A 15,199-nucleotide genomic window follows, 5' to 3' on the forward strand; every position below is an offset into this window, starting at 1 on the left:
GCGTTTTTACGCTGAAGATCTCGAATGTCTTATTCAAGTCCACTGTCTGAACATTATCTTGAAGTTGCCCAAACCTGCATATCCACTGTGAGCTTCGCGGGTGAAGACATTCGTTTTTCAAACGAATACGAGGCGTTGGAAAACGAGGTTAATAAAGCTCAGTCCATGCATGAAACGGCCCAGATCGACTGGCTGAACGTGCGTGAACAAAGTGAAAACCTGCTTCGCACCCAATCCAAAGATTTGCGCGTCGGGGCTTGGCTGACGTGGGCCCTGTATCAGCGTGAATCTTTCCAGGGGCTGTTGGCAGGACTTGGGCTTCTTCACCATCTTTGCGTGCACCACTGGGATGAAGTTCATCCCGTCAAGGCCCGCACCCGTTCCGCAGCCATCGGTTGGCTGCTCCCCCGTCTTGAGCAAGTGCTGTTTGATGACGTCGCTATCAAAGAGCAGTCGCCGCTGTTCAGTCGCCTCGTCGAGATGCTCGAAGACCTTGATGCGGTGTTCACACAGCACATGGGCGACGATGCACCGTTGCTCTTGCCGGTGTCCCGGCGTTTGAAAAACATGGCCCGGCACACGGTTCACAACCTGCCTGACGCCAGGATTGCCGGAGGCGCTGATGCGCCAGTCAAGCCGTCTGCCACTCCGCCGCTCCCCTCAACTGCGCTGATCGACAGCGAGAAAGACGCGCAAAAGTCCCTGCGGTTTCAGCAGGATAGCGGGCGCTCATTGTGTGCCTGGTGGCTCAAGCAGAAAGCCAGCGATCTGCGTGCATTGCGTTTGAACCGGACATTGCTGTGGTTGCCGATCGAGGCATTGCCGGAGCGCAACTCAGAGCACATCACCGCGCTGCGCGGGCTCCCGGCAGACAAGCTCAAATGTTATCGAGACCGATACGATCAGGGCAGCTACGCCGATCTGATTATCGAGCTGGAGGCGAGTCTGGCAAAGGCGCCGTTCTGGTTCGATGGCCAGCGAATGGTCTGGGAGTGCCTGCACGCGCTGAAAGCCGAGGTGGCAATGCGTGAGGTAGAAATCCAGTTCGCGCTGTTGATTCAGCGGCTCCCCGGGGTCATCGAGCTTCGTTTCCACGACGGCACCCCGTTTGCGGACCCTGCGACTCGCGCCTGGATTGGCGCCAGCGTCACACCTCGCCTGCAGGCTGCCAGCGCGCCTCGCAGCGTCGACACCACAGTTAACCAGCCGGTCTGGGAAGACGCCCTGGAGTGCGCGGTCTCGGTGCTGCGCGATGACGGCATCAGGGCCGCTGTCCAGCGCCTGAAGCAGGGCCTGCACAGCGCCCGGGGCGAGCGTGCACGATTTTTCTGGCAATTCGCCCTGGCCCGGTTGTGCTTCACCGCCAGGAAATACGAACTCGCCAAGACCCAGCTCGAAACCCTCGACCAAACCCTGCAGGACTCAGGCATCAATGCCTGGGAGCCTGATCTTGCGCTGCAGGTGCTGCATCTCTTGCACAGCTGTTTCGAATTGCTGCCTCAGGGTCATGGCGCCCGGGAACGCAAGGAAGAGGTTTATCGCAGGCTGTGCCACCTCGACCTCGAAGTCGTACTTGAATAGGCCCCAGGGCCCTAATTACCAGGAGAACGGCCATGGCCAAAGAAGGATCGGTAGCCCCCAAAGAACGTATCAACGTCACGTTCAAGCCCGCCACGGGGGGTGCGCAGGAAGAGATCGAGCTGCCTTTGAAGCTGCTCGCAATCGGTGATTACACCTTGCGAAAAGACGAGCGAAAAGTCGAAGAGCGCAAGCCCATCAGTATCGACAAGATGACCTTTGACGAGGTGCTGGCGAAGCAGGCCCTGAGCCTCACGCTGAGCGTGCCCAACCGTCTCCAAGCGGAGGAAGGGAATGAGGAGTTGGCGGTGCAACTGCACGTCAAGTCGATGAAGGACTTCAATCCGGCCTCGCTGGTCGACCAAGTGCCGGAACTGAAAAAACTCATGGAACTGCGCGACGCTTTGGTGGCGCTCAAAGGACCGCTGGGGAACGCGCCCGCTTTTCGCAAAGCCATTGAAGGGGTACTCGCCAACGACGAGTCCCGCGGTCGCGTGCTGGGCGAGCTGGGTTTGAACGCCGCCGCCCAGGACACCTGAGTCCATCTGCCAAGGAGCCAACATCATGAGTACTACACCAGCGCAGAAGCAGGGCAAAGAACCCGGCGAGTTCAGCATTCTCGACAGCATCATTGCCGAAACCCGCCTGCCTCGGGATGAGGATGCCTATGGCATCGCCAAGCGCGGCGTGTCGGCGTTTATCGAGGAACTGCTCAAACCCCAAAATGCGGGTGAGCCGGTCAAGAAGGCAATGGTTGACCGCATGATTGCCGAGATCGACGCCAAGCTGGGGCGTCAGATGGACGAGATTTTGCACCACCCGGACTTCCAGTCTCTGGAGTCGTCCTGGCGTGGTTTGCAGTTGCTGGTCGAGCGGACCGACTTTCGCGAGAACATCAAGATTGAAATCCTCAACGTGTCCAAAGAGGACTTGCTGGAAGATTTCGAAGATTCCCCCGAGGTCATGCAAGCCGGTCTCTACAAGCATATCTACACCGCCGAGTACGGTCAGTTCGGTGGGCAGCCTGTGGGAGCGATCATCGCCAACTACTTCATGTCCCCCAGCGCCCCGGACGTGAAGCTGATGCAGTACGTTTCCAGCGTGGCCTGCATGTCCCACGCGCCATTTATCGCCGCCGCCGGCCCCAGGTTCTTTGGCCTGGAAAGCTTCACCGGCCTGCCAGACCTGAAAGATCTGAAGGATCATTTCGAGGGCCCGCAGTTCGCCAAATGGCAGAGCTTCCGTCAGTCGGAAGACGCCCGCTACGTGGGCCTGACGGTGCCGCGCTTCCTGCTGCGCAACCCGTACGACCCGCAGGAGAATCCGGTCAAGTCGTTCGTCTACAAGGAAACCGTTGCCAACAGCCATGAGCACTACCTGTGGGGCAACACGGCGTACGCCTTCGGTACGAAGCTGACGGACAGCTTCGCGAAATTCCGCTGGTGCCCGAACATCATCGGTCCGCAGAGCGGTGGCGCAGTCGAAGACTTACCGCTGCACCACTTCGAAAGCATGGGTGAAATCGAAACCAAGATCCCGACCGAAGTACTGGTCAGCGATCGGCGTGAATACGAGTTGGCGGAGGAGGGCTTTATCTCCCTGACCATGCGCAAGGGCTCGGACAACGCGGCGTTCTTCTCCGCCAGCTCGGTTCAAAAACCCAAGTTTTTCGGCACCAGCGCGGAGGGCAAGTCGGCGGAGCTGAACTACAAACTCGGCACCCAGCTGCCGTACATGATGATCGTCAACCGTCTTGCTCACTATCTGAAAGTCCTGCAACGCGAGCAGCTGGGGTCCTGGAAAGAACGCACTGACCTCGAACTGGAACTGAACAAGTGGATTCGCCAGTACGTTGCCGACCAGGAGAATCCGAGCGCTGAAGTCCGTGGTCGGCGTCCCCTGCGTGCCGCGCAGATCATCGTCAGTGACGTGGAGGGTGAACCCGGCTGGTATCGGGTCAGCCTGAACGTGCGCCCGCATTTCAAATACATGGGTGCCGATTTCACCCTGTCGCTGGTGGGCAAGCTGGACAAAGAGTGAAAGGGGTCGACGCATGACTGGCTACGGCAGCCTTTTTGAACGCCTGGGTGGCGACGCCGACAAGCGCGTTGGCTGGAGCCGCGAAGACGCTGCGACGGCATCGGTGGCTGCCCATCTGGCCAAGATGCTCAGCACCCGTGCGGGCAGCGTTCAGACGCTTATCGACTACGGGCTGCCGGATCTCAACGACATGCGTTTGAGCCTTCATGACGCGTTGACCAACGCGCGGCTCGCTATTGAGGTTTTCATCGAAACCTACGAGCCACGCTTGAGCAGCGTCCAGGTCATCGCGCTGCCCCACGAAAACGATCAGCTTCGGCTCGCCTTTCGTATCGAGGGGCTGCTGGAGGTTGAGGGTTTCAAGCGTCAGGTCACTTTCGCCGCCCGCCTGGAGGGCGGCGGTCAGGTACAGGTCAACCACAGAAAAGCCTGATGTCAGGACACGCTGCATGTGACTGCACCCGATGACGGAAGGCACCAGCAGGCGGTTTTCCGCAACGACCACCCTTGAACCAAACAGCTGCGCTCGAAGGTAACACCATGTCCTTTAACCACTACTACCAAAGCGAGCTCACCGCGCTTCGCCAGCTAGGTCGTCTGTTTGCCGAGCGCAGCCCGGCGTTGGCGCCTTTTCTGGGGCAGGCCGGACGGGATCCTGACGTAGAGCGGCTGCTGGAAGGCTTCGCGTTCCTGACCGGACGGCTGCGACAGAAGCTCGATGACGAGCTGCCCGAGCTCAGTCATTCGCTGATGCAACTGCTGTGGCCCAACTACATGCAGCCGCTGCCTGCCTTCAGCATTCTGCAATTTGACCCGCTGAAGCTGGCAGGGCCTGCGCTGAGGGTGGAGCGGGATACGCCGGTGGACAGCGTGCCGATCGATGGCGTGCAGTGTCGCTTCCGCACCTGCTACCCGACCGATGTCCAGGCGCTCGATCTGGTCGCACTGACGTACTCGGTCAAGGGCGAGGGCTCACTGTTGAGTTTGCGGCTGGAGATCAGCGGCGAAGGCCATTTTGGTGAGTTGCAATTGAGCCGTTTGCGCCTGCATTTTGCCGGCGAGCGTTACATCAGCCAGATGCTTTATCTGAGCCTTCTGCGCAATCTCGAGAGGATCGAGCTGGTGCCGTTGGACGGGGACGGCAAGCCCATCCAGGGCGTCAACGGCCTGCCCATGTCATTCAGCATCCCTGGCGACCGTATCCAGCCCGTGGGATTTGCCGAAGACGAAGCGCTGATCCCGTATCCGCTGAATACCTTCCGCGGTTACCGCTATCTGCAGGAGTACTTCGCTTTCCAGGACAAGTTTTTGTTTGTGGACGTGAATGGTCTGGACCTGCTCGCTGCATTGCCGGAAGAAACGCTCAAACGCCTACGCGGGCTTGAATTGCGTTTCGACATTCGCAAGAGCGGTGTGCAGCGCCTGCGACCGACGCTGGACAACGTCAAGCTCCATTGCACGCCCATCGTGAACCTGTTCAAACATGACGCCACGCCGATCCGCCTCGAGGGCAAACAGGACGAGTACCTGCTGATGCCGGCGCTCTATAGCCCGGAAAATTGCGGCGTGTTTTCGGTCGAATCGGTGATCGGCTGGAAGCCCGGTGGCTTGGGTTACGAAACCTACGTGCCTTTCGAGTCCTTTGAGCATGACCCCAGTTTCGATGTGCCGAACCGCCGTCCGCACTACAGCATTCGCCAGCGTTCATCGTCGCTGCACGATGGGCTCGACACCTACCTGAGCTTCGGCATCCGTCACACCGAAGCCTCTGAAACACTGTCGATCGAGATGACGTGCACCCATCAGAACCTGCCGCGCAAGCTCAAGCTGGGTGACATTTGCATCGCCTGCGAACAGACACCGGAAGGTCTGACCTTCCGCAATATCACCCCGGCCACGCCCAGTTATGCGCCGCCGCTGAACCGCGACTTCCTGTGGAAGCTGATCAGCAACATGTCGCTTAACTACCTGTCCCTGGCGGACGTCAATGCCTTGAAGGTGATCCTCGAAACCTACGACTTGCCGCGCTATTACGACCCGCACGCAGAAAAGGTCAGTAAGCGCCTGCTGGGCGGGCTCAAGTCGATCCGGCACCAGCATGTCGACCGGCTGCACAAAGGGCTGCCGGTACGCGGGTTGCGCACCGAGCTAACCATCGACCCGCACGGCTATATCGGCGAGGGCGACGTGTTCGTGTTCGCCTCCGTTCTTAATGAGTTTTTTGCGCTTTACGCCAGCCTCAATTCGTATCACGAGCTGCGCGTGAAAAGCACACAGGGAGAGGTGTACCAATGGACACCCCGTATGGGCCTGCAGCCCCTGCTTTGAGCGGGCTGACCCAAGGCATACGCGAATATTCGCTGTTTCAGGCCGTCTTGCTGGTCATCGACCGGCTGCGCATGGCGCACCCGCATTTGAGCGATGACGACCTGTATGACCAGCTGGAATTCCAAGCCAACCCGAGCCTCGGTTTTCCGGGCAGTGATGTGGACCGCGTGGAGTTTTTTGAAGCGTCCGGGCTGATGCGTGCACGCCTGCGCTTCAACCTGCCGGGACTTGTAGGGTCCGGATCGCCTTTGCCTGCGTTCTATAGCGAGCAGGCATTGGGCGACAGCGAGGAAGGGAACCCGACCCGCCAGTTCCTGGACCTGTTTCACCACCGCCTGCATCGGCTGATGCTGCCGATCTGGAAGAAATACCGCTACCGCGCCTGTTTTGAAAGCGGCGCGATCGATCCGTTTTCATCGCAGTTGTTCGCGCTCATCGGACTGGGCAGCGAGGAGATTCGACAGGCGCGGGAGCTGAACTGGAAGCGACTGCTGCCCTACCTGGGTTTGCTCAGCCTGCGCGCGCATTCGGCAGCGCTGATCGAGGCGGTGCTGCGGTACTACTTCAAACACGCAGCACTGACGATTGAACAATGCATGGAGCGTCGCGTGGACATTCTCCAAGAGCAGCGCAACAGCCTTGGCCGAGCCAACAGCCAGCTCGGCGAGGACCTGGTGCTTGGCGAACACGTCCGCGACCGCAGTGGCAAATTCCGCATTCATGTTCGAGAGCTTGGCTGGCAGCGTTTCCACGAGTTCCTGCCCATCGGCGCGGGTTACCAACCGCTGTGCGCATTGGTGCGATTCACGCTGCGTGACCCGCTTGATTACGACGTTCGCCTGGCGCTGCGTCAGGAAGAAATTCGCGAACTGCGCCTGGCCGGACAGAACGCGTGTCGCCTGGGATGGACCAGTTGGCTGGGCCGCGACCGCGCGGACGGCGTGGTCACCCTGGGCAGCCAATCATTAAGGACAGCCGAACGATGAGTAACATCAACCTGCAACAACTTATTCAGGCGCTCGACGCCGAAAGCCGTCGCGACCTGGAGCACGCCGCCGAGCGCTGCGTGGGACGCGGCGGTAGCAAGGTGCTTGTCGAGGACCTGTTGCTGTGCTTGCTGGAGCGCCCACAGGGCCTGCTGTCCCGCGCGCTGCAGGATGCCGGTGTGGACGCGGGTGAACTTGGCGCCGCGTTGCAGATGCGGATGGAACACAGTGCGTCCCGCAGCCCGGTATTTGCCCCGGAACTGGTGCAGTGGCTGCAGGATGCGCTGCTGGTCGCCAACCTTGAATTGGGCCAGACCCAGGTTGAACAAGGGGCGCTGATCCTTGCGTTACTGCGCAACCCCATGCGTTACGCGGGCAGCCGCTATCAGGCATTGCTCGCCCGACTGAGTATCGAGCGCTTGAAAGCATTCGCCTTGTCACAGAAGGCCCATTCCGACGCCGGCAACCGCGATGGGGTCGGCGAGTCACTGCTGACCCGCTTTACCCATAACCTCACCCAACAGGCCCGAGACGGCAGGCTCGACCCGGTGCTGTGCCGTGACGACGCCATTCGGCAAATGGTGGATATTCTCGCCCGTCGGCGGAAAAACAACCCGATCGTGGTGGGTGATGCCGGTGTCGGCAAGACGGCGATCGTTGAAGGGCTGGCGTCGCGTATCGTCGCCGGGGAAGTGCCGCAGGCAATAAAGGACGTTGAGCTGCTGTCGCTGGACATGGGGCTGTTGCAGGCCGGCGCCAGCGTCAAAGGGGAGTTCGAACGTCGCCTCAAGGGCGTGATCGACGAGGTCAAGGCGTCGCCCAAACCGATCATATTGTTTATCGACGAGGCCCATACCCTGATCGGGGCCGGGGGGGAGGCGGGTGGCTCCGATGCGGCCAACCTGCTCAAGCCGGCCCTGGCGCGTGGCGAACTGCGCACCATCGCTGCGACGACCTGGACCGAATACAAAAAATACATCGAGAAAGACCCGGCGCTGGCCCGCCGCTTCCAGCCGGTGCGGTTGCACGAACCGACCATCAATGAAGCAGTGACCATCCTGCGTGGCCTTGCTCACGTTTACGAGCGGAGCCACGGCATCTATCTGCGGGACGACGCAGTGGTCGCCGCCGCTGAGTTGTCTGCCCGCTATCTCGCCGGCCGCCAGTTGCCGGACAAGGCCGTCGATGTGCTCGACACGGCGTGCGCACGCGTTCGCATCAGCTTCGCCGCCGCCCCCCAACGTCTTGAGCGTCTGCGCAATGAACTGGCTGAAGGCAGCCGCCAGCGTCAGGCGCTGCGTCGTGACGCCGAAGCCGGTTTGCTCATTGATCATCCGGCACTGGATGCACTGGAAAACCGTTTGCGCGCTGCGGATGAAGAACGCCTTGCGCTCGAGTCACTCTGGCTTGAACAGAAGGGATTGGCCGAGCGCCTGCTGGAGCTGCGTCAGCGAATGGCGCAGGCGGTTGATGTCGATGAACCGCACACTGTCGAAGACCTGCAAGCCGCACGCGATGAGATTCACCTCGCCCTGACTCAGGCCCAGGCCCGGGAGCGGCTGGTGAGCTTCGAAGTCTGCCCGCGGCTTGTCGCCGAAGTGATCAGTGCCTGGACCGGCGTGCCCTTGGCGCAATTGGCGCGGGAGCACAATGCCAAAATAGCCAGCTTTTCAAGGGACTTGAGCGCCCGTATTCGCGGTCAGGAGCACGCGGTGCACGCCCTTGATCGTTCGATGCGGGCCACCGCAGCCGGTCTTAACAAACCCGACGCACCCGTGGGCGTGTTCCTGTTGGTCGGGCCGAGCGGTGTGGGCAAGACTGAAACCGCGCTGGCGCTCGCTGACTTGCTGTACGGCGGCGAGCGGTTCATCACCACCATCAACATGTCCGAGTTCCAGGAGAAGCACACCGTCTCGCGTCTGATTGGTGCGCCGCCGGGGTACGTGGGTTACGGCGAGGGCGGCATGCTCACCGAAGCGGTGCGGCAGAGACCGTATTCCGTGGTCCTGCTCGATGAAGTCGAAAAAGCCGATCCGGACGTGTTGAATCTGTTCTATCAGATCTTTGACAAGGGCGTGGCCAACGACGGGGAAGGGCGGGAGATCAATTTCCGCAACACGCTGATCCTGATGACCTCGAACTTGGGAAGCGACCTCATCAGTGACCTCTGTGCCGACGGCGCGCGTCCCGCTGCGCAGGTGCTTGAGGACACTGTCCGTCCGGTGCTCGCGAGTCACTTCAAGCCGGCGCTGCTGGCCCGCATGCGCGTCGTCCCCTATTACCCCGTGAGCGGGTCAGTGCTGCGCGAATTGATCGAGGTCAAACTGGGACGCCTGGGCGAGCGTCTGAATCGCCGTCAGCTGGCGTTCACCTTTTCCGAGGCGCTGGTCGATCATCTGGTGGAGCGCTGCAGCCAAAGTGACAGCGGCGCACGTCTGATCGACCACTTGCTGGAGCTTCACGTACTGCCCCAGGTGGCTGACCGGTTGCTCGATGCGATGGCGGCAGGTCAACGTCTCACGTCCGTGCACGCAACCGTCGATCACGAAGCCGCCGTGACCTGCGAGTTTGCCTGAGGTGGGCGCGATGTTCATTCAGGTCCCGCAGCCGCTGGCCTACGCCGAAGCGTTGCTGGAGCAATTCGCCCGGCTCGCCTGCGCCAGCGACGATGCGGCGCTGCTGGGCGGTTTCGCGCTGGGGCTCGCCGAGTTGAGCGGGTGCGAGCTGACACAGCTTTATCTGCTGGACGCGGGTCATACGGGTCTGGGGATGACCGCCGAGTGCCTTGAGGGCAGCTTGCAACCCCGCGAGGGACAAAACCTGCCCGCCGATTACAACGATGAGCAGCTGCTGCAGTTTGCGCTGTGCCAAAACCGCGTTGTGTGCCTTGCCGATTTGCCGGGCAGCCTGCATGAAACCAGGTTCCTGCCGACCAGAGCCGTGCCCTGGCAGTCGCTGCTGTGTGTGCCCATCGTCAGTGATAAGCAGAAGGTGGAAGGCTTGCTCGTCTGCGCGAGCACTCGACACCTCGAGCTGCACGCTTTTGCCGACTCCCTCGGCCGACTGGGCACGTTCGTGCTGCGCCAATTGCACCTTCTTCAGCGCTTGAAACGCCGTACCGATGACTTACGACCCGTGCCCGTCAGTGTGCCCAGCATCAGCGCCTATGGATTGATCGGCAAAAGCGCGCCCCTGCGCCAGACCTGTTCGATGATCAGTAAAGTCCTGCACAGCCCGTATACCGTTTTGCTGTGCGGAGAAACGGGCACGGGCAAGGAGGTGGTGGCACGTGCCATCCACGACCATGGTCCGCGTCGCTCTCAGGCTTTTATTGTGCAGAACTGCGCGGCACTGCCCGAAAGCCTGCTGGAAAGCGAGCTGTTCGGCTACAGCAAAGGGGCGTTCACCGGTGCCCTGCGTAATCGCGCCGGGCTGTTCGACGCTGCCAACGGCGGGACCCTGTTGCTCGATGAGGTCGGCGACATGCCATTGTCGCTGCAGGCCAAGCTGCTGCGGGTGCTGCAGGAGGGCGAGATACGCCCGCTGGGCTGCAACGATACGCACAAGATAGACGTGCGCATCCTTGCAGCGACCCACCGGGATTTATCGGTCATGGTCAGGGAAGGCACGTTTCGCGAAGACCTCTACTACCGTCTCTCGCAATTCCCCATCGAGTTGCCCGCCCTGCGTCAGCGCGGCGATGACATCGTCGATCTCGCCCGACATTTTGCCGACAAGGCTTGCGCATTTCTGCAACGGGATGCACTGCGCTGGTCGGACGCCGCGCTCGATTATCTTTCTGGCTATGCCTTCCCTGGCAACGTTCGCGAACTCAAGGGGCTGGTTGAACGCGCCGTTCTGCTGTGTGAAGGCGACGAATTGCTCGCCGAGCATTTCACCCTCCGCGCGCAGGCCGCCCCTGATGATGCCCGCCTGAATCTGCGCGAACGTCTTGAGCAGGTCGAACGCGGCTTGCTGCTCGATTGCCTGCGTAAAAACGCGGGGAACCAGACCCTGTCCGCCCGCGAGCTTGGCCTGCCCAGGCGCACGCTGCTGTACCGCCTTGGCCGCCTCAATATCAATCTGGGTGAAGTCAATGCGTAGACCCGAACCATTTCTTTCCCACTTGCTTTCCCTCGCGCCGACCGTTGGCGCCTGGTGCTCACCCCTGGAGACCCTCTGATGTTTGCTCATCACCGGAACGCTGTTCTGCTCACCCTTGTTCTCCTCTGTGGCCTCTCGGGTTGCAGCGGGAATTACACGTTCAACGACAACAGCTATCGCCCGCTGGGTGATCCGCAGGCGGCCAACCGCAATTACTGACCGCCAGGAGAATCACCATGGAACTGGTTTTCGAGATGCTCAGCGCCCGGCAGTTTGTGCCTGCAGAGCAGTGCCAAAAAACCTTCAGGCAGGCGGGCGGCGTGATCGGACGGGGCGAGGACTGCGACTGGGTCATTCCTGACCGCAATCGGCACGTGTCCCACCACCACATCCTGATCAGCTACCGCGATGGCCGCTTTTATCTCACCGACACCAGCAGCAATGGCGTGCTGAGCGGGGAGAGCAGGACAAGGCTGCCCAAGGGACAGGCCGTGCTCATCGAGCATGGGAGTCTGTATGTGCTGGGCGATTTCGAACTGCGTGCCCGGCTCACACGGGACCCGGCCTCATTCGACGGTGACGTGGGTCGTATTTATGCGGCCGGCAGCATCATCCCGGACGACTCGTTTCTGGACCTCGACCCGCTGAATGCGCTCGATCGGCAGGAGCGCGTCCACTCAGACATCGACGAACTCATTTCGCCAGGTGGCGCCATCAAGGACGGTCAACAGCGTGCGGACTATGCCCGGGTGGACATGGAAAGCCTGCGCGTGCCAGAGCTGGTCGAAGATCCCGCGGCACAGCCACCACCGGCGCCTGCAGTGAGTGAAGTCGAGCGCCAGACCGATGACTTCTGGACCCGGTTTGCCGAAGCGCTGGGCATCGAATTCGACGACTTTGATCAGGATGCCCGGGAAATGCTGGCGCTCAATGCCGGCCGTTTGCTCAGGCAATGCATTGGCGGTCTGCAGCAGAACCTGCACACCCGCAGCGAGCTGAAAAACGAGTTGCGCCTGTCCCAGACAACCGTGCAGGGCGCTCAGCGGAATCCGCTGAAGTCGGCGGTTGATGCTGAAGAAGCACTGTCGGCGTTGTTGCGCCCTGGCAAGCCCGGGCAACTGCCTGCCGAGCTGGCAATAAACCGGGCATTCCATGACGTGCAGGCGCACCAGGTGGCCTTGCTGGCCGCCAGTCGCGCAGCAGCCCGCGCCACGCTGGAACATTTTTCACCCGAGCAACTCGCCCTGCGATTCGAGCGCGATAACCCGCCACTGCTCGTGACCTCCGGCAGTCGCTGGAGAGCCTTCGGCCGCTACCACCAGGCGTTGCGCCAGGACAATGACTGGAGTGAACGCTTGCTGGCGCGGGACTTCGCCCAAGCCTATGAAGAGCAAATTCGTCTGATTTCCACCCTCCACACAGATCATCAGGGATGAAGCGCATGTTTCGCCGTTCAACTGTCTTCCTACGTACGCTGACTGCGTTGATTGCTCTGCTCATGCTGGCAGGTTGCTCGACGCTGTCGCCGTATTCACACCTGACCAAACTCAACCTCAGGCTCACGGCCAGCGATCAGCTGAATCCCGATCTGAACGGCCGGCCGTCACCCGTTGTGGTCCGGCTGTACGAGCTTGAGCATGCAGTGGCCTTCGAGAACGCTGACTTTTTCAGCCTGTATGAGCGGGCCAAAGAGTCCTTGGCGCCGGACCTGGTCGCCACCGAGGAGCTTGAGCTGCGCCCGGGCGAAACGGTCGAGCTCAAGCTCAGTGTGCACAAGGGCAGTCGCTACGTCGGCGTTGTGGCGGCGTACCGCGACCTGTCACAAGCGTCGTGGCGCTCCACGCTTTACCTCGCGCCGCAAGCCGCCACCGACGTCGATCTGACCCTCGATGAAAACGGCATTCGGCCTTCCCATGAAACGCTCGCCGAGGCGGTTGACCAGCCATGAATACTCACAAAGTCATCTGGCAGGAGGGCATGCTGCTGCGTCCGCAGCACTTCCAGCACAACGACCGGTACTACGACCACCAGTTGAAAGTCCGCACTCGCTTGATGGGTGGCTATGCCTGGGGATTCTTGACGCTGGAGATCGACCTGCAGTTTCTCAACATGGGCAAACTGGTCATCAGCCAGGCGTCGGGCATTCTCCCTGACGGCAGTGTGTTCGAGTTGGGCGGCAACACCCAGTCGTTGGCCCTCGACATACCGCCCAATACCGGCAACACGCCTGTTTACCTGGCGTTGCCGTTGATCACCGGCAATCACGTGGAGGCGCGGCGTCCGGAGCAGTCCGATGTGCTGGCGCGTTACACCGCGTACGAAGCGCAAGTCGCCGATTCCAATGCAGGTGATGACGCGGCGTGTCAGGTCAGCTGCGGTCGGCCCGACTTCAGATTGCTGCTGGGCGAACAGCAGAGCGACCACGCGTACGTCAAGCTGAAGATCTGCGATGTGCTCGACACCACCCCTGACGGTGTGGTCAGCCTCGCCCCGGATTTCGTTCCGACCTACCTTCAGTCCCATGCCTCCAGCTATCTGCTGTCGTGCCTGAAGGAAGTCATCAGCATGCTCAGTCACCGGGGCGACAGCATCGCCGAGCGCATCCGCGCCAGCGGCACGGTCGCCGGCGCCGAAGTGGGCGACTTCATGATGCTTCAGCTGATCAATCGCGCCGAACTGCTGCTGCGTCACTACCTGGGTCTGGAGCACGTGCATCCGGAAGCACTCTACCGCGTGTTGTTGACCCTGCTGGGCGATCTGGCGACCTTCTCGAGCGACAGCAAGCGGCCGCGTCTGGACAGTCGCTATCGGCACAGCGATCAAGGGGAAAGCTTCCGCAAATTGATGGAAGCGCTTCGGCAGATGCTGTCGATGGTGCTGGAGCAGCACGCGATCGAACTGGTGCTGCAGCCGCGTCAATACGGCATCACGGTATCGCCGCTGCACGATCGCACGCTGCTGGGTTCGGCCTCCTTTGTGTTGGCGGCGAGTGCCCATTGCGACTCCGAGGAACTGCGCCACCGTCTGCCGGCGCATTTCAAGGTTGCACCGGTGGAGCGTATCCGCCAGTTGGTGAACCTGCACCTGCCCGGCATCAAGCTCACCCCGTTGCCGGTGGCGCCACGGCAAATTGCGTTTCATTCGAACAAAACCTACTTCCTCCTCGAACTCAGCTCCGAAGACCTGGCGCAGCTGGAGCGCTCCGGCGGTTTCGCGTTCCATGTGTCCGGTGAGTTCGCCGAGCTGGAGCTTAAATTCTGGGCCATCAGGAACTGACCGTCATGATCAGGGATAACGATTACCGCCAGGACCACAAAACCGTGCTGGTCAGCCGACAGGGTCATGGCCCCGCATCGGCGCCGATCACGGATTCCACGCCGCCGCCTCGCTTCGAGCAACTGGAAGAACGCATGATTTACGCCGCGCACCTGCGTCCGGCGCAGACGTTCAATGTCGGCGTGAACCCGCTCGTGGCCGCTGCATCGGAGCTGTTGTCCGAGGTGGTACGGCTCAAGCGCGGGGACCTCCCGCAAGACATGGGCGCGCTCCATGAGCATCTGACCCGCGTGATGAAGTCCTTTGAAGCGCGCGCGCTGCACAACGGCGCCGAGACCAGTCAGGTCGCGGGTGCCCGTTATGTGCTCTGCACAGCGCTGGATGAGGCCGTGGTCACGAGTGGCTGGGGCAACGAAAGCGAGTGGTCGCAGATGAGCCTGCTGAGCAGGTTTCACCAGGAAACCTTCGGCGGCGAAAAATTCTTCCAGTTGCTGGATCGACTCTCGAAGAACCCGGTGAAGCATCTGCCGATGCTGGAGCTGATGTACCTCTGCCTGTCGCTGGGCTTCGAGGGCCGCTACCGGGTGCAGACCCGTGGCGTGCAGGAACTCGAGAACATCCGCGACGCGGTCTACCGGCAAATTCGTCAGCTGCGCGGTGATGCGCCTCGCGAGCTATCGCCCCATTGGGAAGGCCTGAGCAACCAGCGCCGCAACCTGGTGCGCATCGTGCCCAGCGGGATGGTCGTGGGCTTCACCCTGGTCTGTCTGATTGTGATGTATTCGGGCTTTGCCTGGGTGCTCGGCGAGCACCGGAACGCCGTCCTGCAACCTTATCAGCCGTTTGATCAGCCTGCCGTTCAGCCGCAATCGCAGCCGCAGCCGTAA

Annotated in this window: 13 protein-coding genes; all 13 read left to right on the plus strand. The window is 61.1% G+C overall.

Going from position 1 to position 15,199, the window contains the following annotated elements:
* Positions 1-24 precede the first annotated feature (24 nt).
* On the plus strand, positions 25-1,581 hold the full coding sequence (gene tssA, locus M1E04_RS10770; RefSeq protein WP_456292942.1) for a type VI secretion system protein TssA: 1,557 nt from the start codon (positions 25-27) through the stop codon (positions 1,579-1,581).
* Positions 1,582-1,613: 32 nt separating this feature from the next.
* Positions 1,614-2,117 carry a type VI secretion system contractile sheath small subunit gene (tssB, locus tag M1E04_RS10775; RefSeq protein WP_065988877.1) on the plus strand — a complete coding sequence of 168 codons (504 nt, stop codon included), beginning with the start codon at positions 1,614-1,616 and terminating at the stop codon, positions 2,115-2,117.
* 25 nt (positions 2,118-2,142) lie between these two features.
* Positions 2,143-3,618 (plus strand): type VI secretion system contractile sheath large subunit, encoded by a 1,476-nt coding sequence (gene tssC, locus M1E04_RS10780; protein WP_456292943.1) that lies wholly within the window; start codon positions 2,143-2,145, stop codon positions 3,616-3,618.
* Between the two features lie 13 nt (positions 3,619-3,631).
* Positions 3,632-4,051: a type VI secretion system baseplate subunit TssE gene (gene tssE, locus M1E04_RS10785; protein ID WP_296306007.1), complete on the plus strand. Its 420-nt coding sequence runs from the start codon at positions 3,632-3,634 to the stop codon at positions 4,049-4,051.
* 107 nt (positions 4,052-4,158) lie between these two features.
* The gene (gene tssF / locus M1E04_RS10790) at positions 4,159-5,946 is read left to right on the plus strand and encodes a type VI secretion system baseplate subunit TssF (RefSeq protein WP_296306008.1); all 1,788 of its coding nucleotides are present in this window, start codon (positions 4,159-4,161) and stop codon (positions 5,944-5,946) included.
* Entirely contained in the window at positions 5,910-6,932 is a 1,023-nt protein-coding gene (gene tssG / locus M1E04_RS10795; protein ID WP_065988881.1) for a type VI secretion system baseplate subunit TssG, read from the plus strand. The genes tssF and tssG overlap by 37 nt, the downstream gene beginning before the upstream one ends.
* Entirely contained in the window at positions 6,929-9,508 is a 2,580-nt protein-coding gene (gene tssH / locus M1E04_RS10800) for a type VI secretion system ATPase TssH (RefSeq protein ID WP_456292944.1), read from the plus strand. Before tssG ends, tssH begins: the two co-directional genes overlap by 4 nt.
* A gap of 10 nt (positions 9,509-9,518) precedes the next feature.
* The gene (locus M1E04_RS10805) at positions 9,519-11,036 is read left to right on the plus strand and encodes a sigma-54 interaction domain-containing protein (protein WP_456292945.1); all 1,518 of its coding nucleotides are present in this window, start codon (positions 9,519-9,521) and stop codon (positions 11,034-11,036) included.
* A gap of 78 nt (positions 11,037-11,114) precedes the next feature.
* Positions 11,115-11,255 (plus strand): type VI secretion protein, encoded by a 141-nt coding sequence (locus tag M1E04_RS10810; RefSeq protein WP_065988884.1) that lies wholly within the window; start codon positions 11,115-11,117, stop codon positions 11,253-11,255.
* A gap of 17 nt (positions 11,256-11,272) precedes the next feature.
* Complete coding sequence (gene tagH, locus M1E04_RS10815; RefSeq protein WP_192130341.1) at positions 11,273-12,472, plus strand: type VI secretion system-associated FHA domain protein TagH; 1,200 nt, start codon at positions 11,273-11,275, stop codon at positions 12,470-12,472.
* A gap of 5 nt (positions 12,473-12,477) precedes the next feature.
* The gene (gene tssJ / locus M1E04_RS10820) at positions 12,478-12,984 is read left to right on the plus strand and encodes a type VI secretion system lipoprotein TssJ (protein ID WP_192130342.1); all 507 of its coding nucleotides are present in this window, start codon (positions 12,478-12,480) and stop codon (positions 12,982-12,984) included.
* Positions 12,981-14,312 (plus strand): type VI secretion system baseplate subunit TssK, encoded by a 1,332-nt coding sequence (gene tssK, locus M1E04_RS10825; RefSeq protein ID WP_065988886.1) that lies wholly within the window; start codon positions 12,981-12,983, stop codon positions 14,310-14,312. The genes tssJ and tssK overlap by 4 nt, the downstream gene beginning before the upstream one ends.
* Before the next feature lie 5 nt (positions 14,313-14,317).
* Positions 14,318-15,199, plus strand: coding sequence for a type IVB secretion system protein IcmH/DotU (icmH, locus tag M1E04_RS10830; RefSeq protein ID WP_296306016.1), 882 nt, complete (start codon positions 14,318-14,320; stop codon positions 15,197-15,199).

The sequence above is a fragment of the Pseudomonas sp. AK106 genome, from assembly GCF_053903055.1.

Coding starts and splice junctions, on each gene's coding strand:
- M1E04_RS10805 (WP_456292945.1), top strand. CDS start 9,519: ATGTTCATTCAGGTCCCGCAGCCGCTGGCCTACGCCGAAGCGTTGCTG.
- tssF (WP_296306008.1), top strand. CDS start 4,159: ATGTCCTTTAACCACTACTACCAAAGCGAGCTCACCGCGCTTCGCCAG.
- tssE (WP_296306007.1), top strand. CDS start 3,632: ATGACTGGCTACGGCAGCCTTTTTGAACGCCTGGGTGGCGACGCCGAC.
- tssB (WP_065988877.1), top strand. CDS start 1,614: ATGGCCAAAGAAGGATCGGTAGCCCCCAAAGAACGTATCAACGTCACG.
- tssK (WP_065988886.1), top strand. CDS start 12,981: ATGAATACTCACAAAGTCATCTGGCAGGAGGGCATGCTGCTGCGTCCG.
- icmH (WP_296306016.1), top strand. CDS start 14,318: ATGATCAGGGATAACGATTACCGCCAGGACCACAAAACCGTGCTGGTC.
- tssJ (WP_192130342.1), top strand. CDS start 12,478: ATGTTTCGCCGTTCAACTGTCTTCCTACGTACGCTGACTGCGTTGATT.
- tssA (WP_456292942.1), top strand. CDS start 25: ATGTCTTATTCAAGTCCACTGTCTGAACATTATCTTGAAGTTGCCCAA.
- tagH (WP_192130341.1), top strand. CDS start 11,273: ATGGAACTGGTTTTCGAGATGCTCAGCGCCCGGCAGTTTGTGCCTGCA.
- tssC (WP_456292943.1), top strand. CDS start 2,143: ATGAGTACTACACCAGCGCAGAAGCAGGGCAAAGAACCCGGCGAGTTC.
- tssG (WP_065988881.1), top strand. CDS start 5,910: ATGGACACCCCGTATGGGCCTGCAGCCCCTGCTTTGAGCGGGCTGACC.
- tssH (WP_456292944.1), top strand. CDS start 6,929: ATGAGTAACATCAACCTGCAACAACTTATTCAGGCGCTCGACGCCGAA.
- M1E04_RS10810 (WP_065988884.1), top strand. CDS start 11,115: ATGTTTGCTCATCACCGGAACGCTGTTCTGCTCACCCTTGTTCTCCTC.